The organism is Streptomyces sp. ISL-66 (assembly GCF_018614135.1).
Classification (GTDB): Bacteria; Actinomycetota; Actinomycetes; order Streptomycetales; family Streptomycetaceae; genus Streptomyces.
The window spans coordinates 1-10,958 of sequence record NZ_JAGGOW010000231.1 but is presented as its reverse complement, the minus strand read 5'-3'; the positions used below and the strand labels follow the sequence as shown (position 1 = coordinate 10,958).

The 10,958-nt window shown below is 64.7% G+C and carries 8 protein-coding genes and 1 pseudogene; 6 read left to right on the top strand and 3 right to left on the bottom strand.

Annotated elements, in window-relative coordinates:
* From J7E97_RS34445 to J7E97_RS34420, 6 genes are all read left to right on the top strand, one after another.
* On the top strand, nucleotides 1-862 hold an 862-nt coding region (locus J7E97_RS34445), incomplete at its 5' end, for a polymorphic toxin-type HINT domain-containing protein (protein ID WP_215035426.1).
* Nucleotides 862-1,407, top strand: a complete 546-nt coding sequence (locus J7E97_RS34440) for a hypothetical protein (RefSeq protein WP_215035424.1) — start codon at nucleotides 862-864, stop codon at nucleotides 1,405-1,407. The genes J7E97_RS34445 and J7E97_RS34440, both read left to right, overlap by 1 nt.
* A 480-nt stretch (nucleotides 1,408-1,887) precedes the next feature.
* A complete protein-coding gene (locus J7E97_RS34435) occupies nucleotides 1,888-2,403 on the top strand; it encodes a hypothetical protein (protein ID WP_215035422.1) in 516 nt (171 codons plus the stop codon).
* 786 nt (nucleotides 2,404-3,189) lie between these two features.
* Nucleotides 3,190-3,429 (top strand): DUF397 domain-containing protein, encoded by a 240-nt coding sequence (locus J7E97_RS34430; protein ID WP_215035420.1) that lies wholly within the window; start codon nucleotides 3,190-3,192, stop codon nucleotides 3,427-3,429.
* 446 nt (nucleotides 3,430-3,875) lie between these two features.
* Complete coding sequence (locus J7E97_RS36490; RefSeq protein WP_215035418.1) at nucleotides 3,876-7,865, top strand: polymorphic toxin-type HINT domain-containing protein; 3,990 nt, start codon at nucleotides 3,876-3,878, stop codon at nucleotides 7,863-7,865.
* Nucleotides 7,866-7,937: 72 nt separating this feature from the next.
* On the top strand, nucleotides 7,938-8,384 hold the full coding sequence (locus J7E97_RS34420) for a hypothetical protein (RefSeq protein ID WP_215035416.1): 447 nt from the start codon (nucleotides 7,938-7,940) through the stop codon (nucleotides 8,382-8,384).
* Nucleotides 8,385-8,405: 21 nt separating this feature from the next.
* Here J7E97_RS34420 and J7E97_RS34415 read toward each other — a convergent pair whose 3' ends face one another.
* The 3 genes and pseudogenes from J7E97_RS34415 to J7E97_RS34405 form a co-directional block, all read right to left on the bottom strand.
* The gene (locus J7E97_RS34415) at nucleotides 8,406-9,071 is read right to left on the bottom strand and encodes a transposase (protein ID WP_308346937.1); all 666 of its coding nucleotides are present in this window, start codon (nucleotides 9,069-9,071) and stop codon (nucleotides 8,406-8,408) included.
* Nucleotides 9,071-9,586: a winged helix-turn-helix domain-containing protein gene (locus J7E97_RS34410; RefSeq protein WP_215035414.1), complete on the bottom strand. Its 516-nt coding sequence runs from the start codon at nucleotides 9,584-9,586 to the stop codon at nucleotides 9,071-9,073. The genes J7E97_RS34415 and J7E97_RS34410 overlap by 1 nt, the downstream gene beginning before the upstream one ends.
* A 62-nt stretch (nucleotides 9,587-9,648) precedes the next feature.
* A pseudogene (locus J7E97_RS34405) lies at nucleotides 9,649-10,722 on the bottom strand (tyrosine-type recombinase/integrase); the annotation flags it as partial.
* Nucleotides 10,723-10,958 lie beyond the last annotated feature (236 nt).

Below are 10,958 nucleotides of genomic sequence, written 5' to 3'. Positions count from 1 at the left end.
ACAAGGTGTACAAGGTCCCGGCCTGGGGCTGGGTAAGGGTAAGGCCGGCGGAGGTTGTTTCCTTGCCGGCACCCTTGTCCTGATGGCAGATGGCACCACAAAAAAGATCGAAGACATTGCAGTCGGAGATGTGGTGCTCGCCACCGATCCAGAGTCAGGCAAGACGGGCGCTCGCCAAGTAACTGAGCTCATCCGGCCTGAAGGAGAGAAGAACCTTAACGAGCTCTCCATCGAGACGCCCACCGGAATTGAAAAGATCACAGCCACCCAAGAACACCCGTTCTGGTCCCCGTCAGAACAGAAGTGGATCATCGCAGGAGACCTTCAGTCCGGCACGACTCTGCTCACGGACCACGGCCAGACCGTCCGCGTGACTGATAACCGCCGATACACCAAAACTGTCGAGACCTACAACTTTACCGTCGAAGAACTGCACACGTATTATGTACTGGCGGGATCCACGCCGATCCTCGTACACAACCGTTGCGACGTTTTCCCCAACAAGATGCCAGGAGCTCTCTCTAGAGAGCTGTCCATAGCCGACGGGTTGGGCGTAACGCCGTCTCGCCCTGGATCTGCCGGATTTGATTCCGCAGTCAGTTCCGGGTCGGTCAAGTGGGCAGTCAGGGAGGACGGAGAACTCGTGATCATTCCTAAGTTCGTCGACGGCCAGGAAATATACCACTCGGTCCTAACTCGAGGTGCACCGGTTCGCGCGGCCGGCGAGGCCGAGATCGCCGGCTCTTCGAAAGACGGCTTCTTCGGGCTAGGTATCAACAATCACAGTGGCCACTTCCTGCCGTCGAGTGAGAGCCTGCAAGTCGGCAAGGACGCATTTGCTGCAGCGGGGGTTCACTTCTAATGACTTACCTGAAGGATCTGGCCCTTCTCGACCTCCGATCACTCTCCGAAGCGCTGGCTTCCCACTCTCCGGCGGTCTCGGAACTGCCGGCCGGGCAGTGGCTGGGCGTCGTTGAGCTGCTGACCCTGCGCCTGACTGATGAATGCGCTGACCTTCCGGCGGAGTCCTGGGTTACCTGTTCGAACGCTCTCGCATACACCCTCGAAGCCGCCATGAACTCGGGATCGATCGATCACCACGAGAGCGTAATTCGACGCCTAAATATCGCCGTCTCCCTATTCATGAAGATCCCACCAAATGCTGAAGTTGATATTCTAGATCCAACCCACCTCGTTGACCTACTATTTCAAGAACTCCCAATGTCAGCCGACCAGGCTCTAGGACTTGCGGAAAACTGGCGCTCTCTAGATATCACACAGATCCGGAGTTTGCGAGCAGCTAAAAATCTCCTGTCGCCTGCGCTAAGACTCGCCAGTCTGGTGCCCAACGAAGCGCTAGATCAGCGCTTGAAATCGTGGAGGGAAGTATTCCCAGCACTTCCATAACTTAGACGCCACGGAGCCCCGCCGGAATGATGCGGTCGGGGCTTCTTGGCATCTTTACAGCAACGAATGATGGCAACCGTCAGCCCTATCCTTCCGGGCTGACGACGCGGGTCTGCTCAGCGACCGGGCGGCCCGGATCCGGCGGGACGCTGCCCGCGTCGAGGAGCTGCGCCTTGACGGCTTCGAGGGGCCGGCGTACACGATGTTCCGGGACGAGTTGTGGGCGCAGAGCGAGCCGATCCTCAAGGGCATGCTGCGCAGCGGCAAGCTCGGCCACCTCGCCCTGCGGCGGTGCCGGGAGCGGGGCATGAAGTTCTGGATCCACCCCCAGGACTCCAAGGCCGTGCGGTCCCGACGCCGAGGCCCGCGACGGGATCCTCATCGAGGTGCAGATCAAGGCGCTGAAGACGTTCCGCCGCAGCCCTGCTCGGGGGCGAGTGGAACCCGGAGCACGCCGGTGCCCGCGGGGCCGGCTGCCTGATGACGTACTTCATCGGCCAGTGCATCTGGGAGTTCCGGCGGGTGTACGAGACGTGGGCGAAGAAGCAGATGGCCTGGACGAGCATCCACCTGGAGTACGACTTCTCCGATGGCTCGGCGACCGGGATCGCCGGTCTGTTGCAGGCTCCTGGCTACCTGGCCGAGCCCGAGGCCATCGTCTTCGCCACCAACTTCGAGGACATCCTGGCCGAGCAGCCGCCGGTGACCCAGGCGGTGGTGCGACTGACCGTCGCGGGCTTCACCGACACAGAGATCGCGGAGCGGCTCAAGACGACCCCCGGCGGGGTGCGCAACCGTAAGACCCTCTTCCGCAAAGCGCTCTACCAGGCCGCCCGGCACGGGCGCATCTGGATCCCCAAGCAGCTCCACACGGCCACCGCCAAGGCCTCGCAGTCGCTGCCGAAAAACGAGCCGTTCGCAGGATATGCCAATCCTTCCTCCCAGGAACCGAAGTCCTCATGGCAGACGGGTCCCGGCGTCGCGGCTCTGCTGTAGGAGCCGCGGTGGATGGTGTGCTGGCCGATGAGGGTGGCGATGCCGGCGACGAAGCGCGGTTCGTCCACGCCGCGCGCCGAGGACCTTCTTGGTGGCCGCGCCCCGTCGCGCGTGCCCCAAGCCGAGGAGGACCTCGCGCCGGTCCGAGGGTGGCCGGTGTCGGCCGGGGTGAGGTGCTTGGCGGCGGCCGACGGTGCGGAGGCGTCCGGTCGCATCCTTGGCGGCCGAGGACGAGGGCCCTGGGTGCTGCTGAGTGCCCGCGCCACTGCGGGGCGGGGGCGACCGACATGGCCAGTGCGGCTGTGTACTGCGACGGTGATGACGTCCGCCTCGTGCGGTGCGTCGTGTCGTTCTGGGCATTGCTGTGCCGACCTGGCGGTGCGGGAGGGCGTGGAGCAGTGTCCCGGGGGCGTGCGACGCCTTGCGCACGCCGTATAGGTGGGGGTTGCAAATAGTAGTCCGCGCGGGCGGCCGGGGGCCGTGCCGCCTTTTTTGAGTGGTTCCTTGACCTGAAGGTGCATTGCAGTTGAGCCATTGTTTCCGAGCTCCACGATGGCCTGTGGCGAGGGCCAGCGCACCCACGGATTCGAATGGTTTTCCTACCGCAGGGAGGGCTCTTGTGGGGGACGGCACCCGGGAGCAGTGCGGGCTAGGCTCTGCGTTTCCTGACGGGTTCGTGAAATTTTCACGGGTGTGGGGTCGGGTGGTCCTGTTCGAGTGGGCGGTGGGGCCGTCTCGCACCGTCAGGCGTGTAGGTGTGCTGGTCAACTAGGGAAGGGCAGACCGATGACCGGGATTTTCGCGAACGGGATTGCAGCGGATTCGATTTCTGGTGCGGTGTGGCGGAAGGCCTCCGCGAGCAACCCTTTCGAGAACTGTGTGGAATTTGCACGGCTGGCCGACGGGGAGGTGGCGGTGAGGAACTCGCGGTTCCCGGGCGGTCCGGCTCTCGTGTTCACACCGTCGGAAGTGATCGCGTTCCTCGATGGTGCGAAGAAGGGTGAGTTCGACGGCATGACTGTCTGAAAAAGCATGGCCTAGGGTTGCCGCAGCGGTTTGCAGACTTCACGATGTGCTCCGGCACATGATCGCCATCGTGAACGAGGAGTCGCACGTGGCCGCACGGCATTTGGATGTGGTCGGCCGGGCCGATCTTCCGGAGTCCCGGAAGAGGGCCCGGCCTTCGAGTACGGTCCGCCGGCTTTTGGGCGGGCGCATGCGGGGGTATCGCAAGGCCGCCGGCTTGACTCTCGAGCAGGTCGCCCTGGGCGCGGCGCTGGGCGACCCGCACCTACGACAACACCTACGGCCTGGCCCTGACCGAGGGCAACGATGGTGCGAACACCACTGAGGCCACCTGCACCGTCACCCAGTACACGACCCCTGACACGACAAATTGGCTGATCGCCTACCCCAGCCAGACCTTCTCCACGACCGCCAAGCCGTGCACGACAACGATCTCGGCTCCGGCCGTGACCAGCGCCGGCCGGACGTCCTACGACGGACAGGGCGTCGGGACCGCGCCGAAGGCTGGGCTGGCTCTCCCTACCAAAGCCGAGACTGCATCCAAGGTCGATGCGAACAGCCAGCTCGTCTGGGAGACCACCGGACAAGCCACGCACGACCAGTACGGCCGCGCTCTGACCACCAAGGGCCAGGACGGCCAGACCACCAGCATGGCCTACACACCGGCCGCCGACGCACAGCCGGCCAGCCTCACCGTGACCAATCCCAAGGGCCACACTGCCACCAGCACCTTTGATGGCCTGCGCGGCCTGGGCCTGACCACCACTGACGCGAACAGCCGCACCACGGCCTCCGAGTACGACGCCCTCGGGCGCCTCGTCAAGGGATGGGCCACCGGGCGTCCCACCAGCCAGCAGCCCAACATCACCTACACCTACAACCTGTCCGCGACCGCCCCCTCCACCGTCACCACGAAGAAGCTCTACGAAGACGGAACCTGGGGCACCTCGGTCACCCTCTACGACTCTCTGCTGCGCCCGCGCCAAACCCAGACCGACGCCGTCGGCATCGCGGGACGGGTCATCGCCGACACCTTCTACGACGACCACGGTCGGGTCCGGCTGAGCAACGCCCTCTTCTACAACAGCCAGTCGACCGGCACGACGATGTTCGTCGTCCCCGACAATCAAATCCCCAGCGCCGTCGAAACGCTCTATGACGGACGCGGTCGTGTCACCGACTCCATCCAGCTGTCCCTGAACAACGAAAAGTGGCGCAGCACCACCACTTACGGGCCGGACTGGCAGGCCGTCGTCCCGCCGCAGGGTGGAACCGCCACCCTGGCCGTCACCGACGCTCGCGGCCGCACGGTAGAGCGGCGCGACTACAAGGACCGCAACCCCGTCATCGGCGCTGCGGCCACGCAGTACCAGAAGCACACCTACAGCTACGACCGCGCCGGTCAGCTCGCGAAGATGACCGATAACTCCGGTCGGAACTCGTGGACTTACGGCTACGACCTGCGTGGGCGCAAAACCGAGAGCTACGACCCGGACAAGGGCACGAGCACTACTGTCTACGGCGCCGACGGCCGTCCCGAGAGCAGCACAGACGCGCGGGGTGTCACTCTCGCCACCACCTACGACGAGCTGGGTCGGCCCACGAGTCTGCGCAAGAACGCGCTCACCGGCACCAAGCTGGCCGACTGGACTTACGACACCGCCACCGGCGGCAAGGGCCTGCCCGCCACCACCACCCGCTACGACGGCACCGCCGCCTACACCAGCGCCGTCACCGGCTACGACACCGGCGGCCGGCCCACCGGCACCACAGTCACCGTTCCCACGGTCGCAGGTGAAGAAAAGCTCGCCGGCACCTACACCGTCTCCGGCACCACAACCCCGGTCAGCGGCCTGCCCGCCACCACCGCCTACAGCACCACCAACACCAACGCCACCACCGCCCTGCCCGCCGAAACCCTCGCCAACAGCTACGGCGCACAGGACCAGCTCGGCATCATCAGTACCGGCACCTTCAACCAGGCTTACCTCCGAGGCGCCAGCTACACAGTCTTCGGTGAGCTCCAGCAGGCCAGCCTGGGCAACCTCGGCTCCAGGGTCGTTACCACCCAGACCTACGACGAGCTGACCCGGCGGGTCATGAGATCGGACACCGACCGGGAAGTCTCCTCCGGACCGGGCAACCTATCGGCAACCACCTACACCTACGACGCCGCCGGCAACATCACCCGCATCACCGACAAACAAAACGACTTCACCGTCAAGGACGACCAGTGCTTCGCCTACGACTGGGCGCGCCGGATGACCGAGGCCTGGACGTCCGGTGACGACTGCGCCAGCCAGCCCGTCAACGGGGCCGGCACTCCGAATCTGGGCAGTGTTGATCCGTACTGGACCAGCTGGACCTTCACCGACACCGGCCAACGCGCAACAGAGAAGCAGCACCAGGCCGGACCCGTCGCCGCGGACACCACCCGCACCCACACCTACCCCACCGGCACCCCGGGCCACGAACTCCTGAGCGTGACCGCCACCGGCGGGACCACCGGGACCGACACCTTCGCCTACGACACCACCGGAAACCTCACCACCAAGGACCCCGCGGCCACCGCCGCACAAACCCTGACGTGGAACGACGAAGGCAAACTCGCTACCTCCACCGTCTCCGGTGCCACCACCTCCTTCCTCTACGACACAGCCGGCACCCGCATCCTCAAGCGTGAACCCGCAACCACCACGCTCTACCTCCCGGGCGGCCAGGAACTCATCCTGACCAAAGCCGGCAACACCGTCACCGGCAACCGCTACTACAGCCTCCCCGGCGGCACCGCCATCCGCACCAGCAGCGACGGCCGCCTCCGCTTCCTCATCGCCGACCACCACAACACCAACACCCTCTCCATCAGCGCCACCACCCTCTCCTTCAACCGCCGCAAAACCCTCCCCTACGGCAGTGAGCGCGGAGCAACCCCCGCCTTCTGGCCCGGCCAGAAAGGCTTCATCGGCGGCGACACCGACACCACCACCAGCTTCACCCACATCGGCGCCCGCGAATACGACCCCACCACCGGCCAATTCATCAGCGTCGACCCACTCCTCAGCCTCGACCAACCCCAATCCCTCAACGGCTACAACTACGCCAACAACAACCCCACCACCTTCAGCGACCCCACCGGACTCCGACTCGACGACGGCACCGGCCACTCCGAAAGGCCCGACGGCACCTCCCCCACGCAGCCGCTGACCCCGGGTGGTACGCCACCGAGCTGCAGCGGGAGTAAGGACCCCGACTGCAGAACCAGCAACAGGGGAAGCAACAGCGCCGGCGCCGTCTCGCAGTCAGTGACAACACGCCAATCGGCCTACACGAGCCTCGCCCGTGCCAACATGGACGACAAAACATATTCCACATGGCTTTCCCAATACCAAAAAAACCTCAACGGCTACATCAAGATGGAGAGCGAAAGCGGACTTGAAGTCTTCACAGAAGGCGACGTAGACGCGGCTGCCGCAAACGCATGCTTCGGGCCTGACGCCGTCTACTGCCCGAAATCAATGCTAGATGCCCTAAAAACTGCCGAATGGCAACATACCCTCGAATCCGGGGCAATCGCTGAAATCGGCGGAGGGCTGGGCGGGATCAAGGGAGCCGACTCAAAGGGCCGGGGGCCGGGGAAGAGCCCAAATAAGGGACCCGGCTCCACTTGCAACCAATGCTTCCTCGCCGGAACCAAAGTCCTGATGGCCGACGGCACAACCAAAAACATCGAAGAAATCAAACTCGGCGACCGAGTCCGCGCCACCGACCCCGAAACAGGAGAAACAGGAGACCGCGAAGTAACCCGCCTGATCGTCACCGAAAACGACAAACACTTCAACACCCTATCCATCGCCACCGAAGACGGAATCGAAGAACTCACCGCCACCCACGAACACCCCTTCTGGTCACCCTCAGCCAACACATGGATAGAGGCACGAGAACTCACACCCGGCTCGACACTACTGACAGACCAGAACACCACCGTCATCGTCACGGCCAACAAGCCCTACACTCAGCACGCCCGCACCTACAACCTCACCATCGACGACCTCCACACGTACTATGTGCTGGCGGGGGCCACGCCGGTCCTGGTTCACAACAGCAACGGGTGCGTGAACTGGGCCTCCAATAGTGTGAAAACGTGGGGTCACACATTCAAGACTCATGGTGCCGGAGCGAAGAACACGAAGGCTCTGACCGATCGGGCTCGTAGCACCGGGAATCAGCAGGGGCAATGGCTGGATAATGACGCCGCTGCAGATTTCTTGAAGGGACTCCATGTCGAAGGAGCCGGTCCCAGGTCGGTGCGCATTCCAGACGGAATGGGGCAGGTGATCATGCCGGATGGGAGTATCGTCCAAGCGCGGTCGGCTACTGTCGTCCCAAGTCCCAACGGACTGTACAAGACCGGATTCCCGATTATTGGCCCGAACTAGGAGGCTGGAGAGATGGGCTTCTCTGTGTCATTCCATCCAGCTACGCCATCTGGCGCTACGGGCACTGCTCCAGTGGGCAACGAGTTGGCTGACGACTACGACACCCTGGTCATGGAGGCGTGTAGCGCCCTCTCTGACGCTGAGGGCGGCAGCTTCCACATCGGCGGCTTTGGGAGCGATGAATGGCCGCTCGATGTCGCGTATGACTTGTCTGCTTTCATGGAGCAACTCCCATTGCTTTTGGCAGGCGTGCGCGAGCGTCGCGAAGTCGAAGTGGACATGTACTCGCAGGGCATCGAGCGGACTTTGACCTTTCGTTCAGTCGAGAATCGCGTGATGATTCACTGCGAGTCGCGGACCGAGTGGGTTCCAAGTCCGGAATTCGAGAGCCTCGCACAGAGCGAACTTGTCTCGATGCTCTCGAAATTGGCTCAGGACTTCGCCAGAGGATTGAAGGCGATCAACTCCGAGCTGTTGGATGTGGCGCCATTCCCGCGTTGGCTGGCGGGTAAGGCGTAGTCCCGCTGTCCGAGACCACGCCTATTGCGTTGGGTAGCAGTAGCAAACTTGAAGCCCCGTCAGGTTCGTCCTGACGGGGCTTTTGCGTGGCGTGACGGCAGTAGTTGACGCTGAGGTTGAAAGGCTGGGGTGACGGACTATGGAGGTTCCAGCGTCAGCCCGGTCTCGGCGACGAAGCCGTTGAGGACGTGGGTTCGTTTCTGAAGCTGACGGAGTCGGTTCTTCACCAGCAGGGCGAGGTCCTCGATCGATCGCGGTGCAAGGTTTCTTCAGGTGCGCCCAGACGCCTTCGACGGGGTTGAGGTCGGGTGCGTAGGGCGGGAGCCGGACGATGGTGAGCCAGTCACTGTTTCGGTCGCAGAACTTCCGCAACGCTCTGGAGTGGTGGGTGCTGGCGTTGTCCCACACCACGATGAGTGGGGCTCCGCCGAGCTGTCGGCGGGCAGTGGTCAGCAAGTCTGCGAACTCCCGTGCGCGGAAGCCCTTCTTCTCTCCGGTGCGACCCCGGTAGAGCTGGGTCCGGTAGATCAGCCGGGTTTCACGGCCGGGCTTGACGCACACCATGCCGGCCATCAGGACCCGGCCCGAGCCCTTCCCCGTCACCCGCAGGACCGGGGTCCGGCCACGCGGTGACCACGTGCGTCCCTTCGCAGGACGCAGGTCCTGCCCGGCCTCGTCCTCGAACACTATCCATGCGCCCAGGAGCTGGGCCGTCCTCTTACCCGTGACCACTGCTCCTCCCGCCACCGCACAACCGCCCGCTCATCGCGCTCGACCGCCCGGTGGGCAGGGATCTGCGGAGACCAGCCCAGCCGGTGCAGCAGGTATGAGACCCCGCGCGGCGTGTACTGGCACCCGAAGAGCCGACGGATCAACTCCGCGACCCGCGCCAGAGTCCACCGCTGGTCCTCACCCCAGCCGTGCGCACAAGGACCGGCTTCCAACTCGACCTGGAGCCTGACCAGCTGGGCTTCACCGAGGTGGCACCGGGACCCGCCGGCCCCCTTCGAGGTCAGGGCCGCTCTGCCGCCCTGACGCCACGCGGCATGCCACGCGTACGCCGACTTCCGCGACACCCGCAGCCGACGCGCCACCTCTGGCGGCCGCACCCCTTGCCCGAACATCTCCGCGGCCTCGAAGCGCACGACCTCACGCTTCGCCCGCCCCACGGCGGACAACCCGCCGCCATCCGCATACCTCATGATGACGACATAGCACCGCCAACGCCCGCCGTCACCCCCACCTTTCAACTTCAGCGGCAACGTCAGCGGACGAGGGCGGCGCAGGGTGGCGGTTCGTCGCCGTTGGCCGTCTCGGTGATCGCCGGGCCGTTGAGCGCGGTGCTGAGGGTGTCGATGGCGTCTCGCTGGAGGCGGAGTCGGACGTGAGCGTAGACGGTGGCGGTGATGCCGATGTGGGCGTGGCCGAGGAGTTCCTTGATGACGACGAGTTCGACGCCCTGTTCCAGCAGCAGGGTGGCGGTCGAGTGTCGGAGGTCGTGGAAGCGGATGCGGCGGAGGCCGGCCTTGCGGAGGAGTGTGGTGAAGGTGCGGGTGAGGTTGGTCGGGTCGAGCGGTCCGCCCTGCGCAGTGGTGAACACGTGCCCGTTCTGCTGCCACCCCGTGCCTGCGGCCTCACGTTCGCGCTGCTGCTGTTCGTGGTGGTGCTTCAGCGAGTGGGCGCAGCGGGTGGGGAGGGCGATGCGGCGTTCGGATGCCCGGGTCTTGGTGGGCAGCGTGGTGAGGCCGCCTGCGGTGGTGCGCTGGAGTGTGCGGCGGATGGCGGCGGTGCCGGCGTGGAGGTTGAGGTCTTCCCAGTGCAGGCCGAGGAGTTCGCCTTTGCGGAGTCCGGTGTGGAGGGCGAGTTCGAACAGCGCGTGCAGCCGGTGGCCTTCTGCGGTGGTGAGGAACTGGCGTGCTTCGTCGGCGGTGAGGGGTTCGAAGCGCCGGGGCCGTGGGGTGCCGGTGCGGACGTTACGGGCGACGTTGCGCGGGATCTCCTCCTCGCGGACGGCGTGCTCCAGGGCGGACTTGAGCACGGAGTGGATGTAGGTCAGCGTCAGCGGGGAGAGCAGCTTGCGGCAGCACTGGCCGACGGTGCAGCAGCGGGGCTGGTCGCGCTGGGCGTCGAGGCGACGGGTGCAGCACTGGCAGGTGGTGCGGAGCTGGTTGAGCCAGGTGCGGACGTCTTTGGCGGTGAGCTTGGTGAGCTTCTTCTTGCCGAGGCCAGGGATGAGGTAGCGGTGGACGACGGCGGTGTAGCGGGTGTGGGTGTTCTCGCGGAGGTGGTGGATGGCGACGTTCTCCAGCCAGTACGTGAGGTACGCGGTGACGCTGCCCCACCCATCACACCTCTGGACCCACAGACCCCAGCCCCATCTGCCGCCTCTTCCGCGCCACCACTGTCCCCTCCAAGAATCAGCCTGTAGACAGCCAAGACAGGTGAAAACGACCTCTGAGTGCCTGTTTGTGAGGCCGCCACGACAAGTGCCCTGGTGGTGAGATGCGGTGCTGACGTTGCGTAGGCGGGGTTCGTGAGCTTTAGACGTTGTTCTTAGTGGGTGTTAAGTCCGAC

Bases quoted from the DNA above. Each gene is read 5' to 3' on its own strand.
- J7E97_RS34440 (WP_215035424.1), top strand. From the start codon at position 862: ATGACTTACCTGAAGGATCTGGCCCTTCTCGACCTCCGATCACTCTCC.
- J7E97_RS34435 (WP_215035422.1), top strand. From the start codon at position 1,888: ATGACGTACTTCATCGGCCAGTGCATCTGGGAGTTCCGGCGGGTGTAC.
- J7E97_RS34430 (WP_215035420.1), top strand. From the start codon at position 3,190: ATGACCGGGATTTTCGCGAACGGGATTGCAGCGGATTCGATTTCTGGT.
- J7E97_RS34410 (WP_215035414.1), bottom strand. From the start codon at position 9,586: ATGAGGTATGCGGATGGCGGCGGGTTGTCCGCCGTGGGGCGGGCGAAG.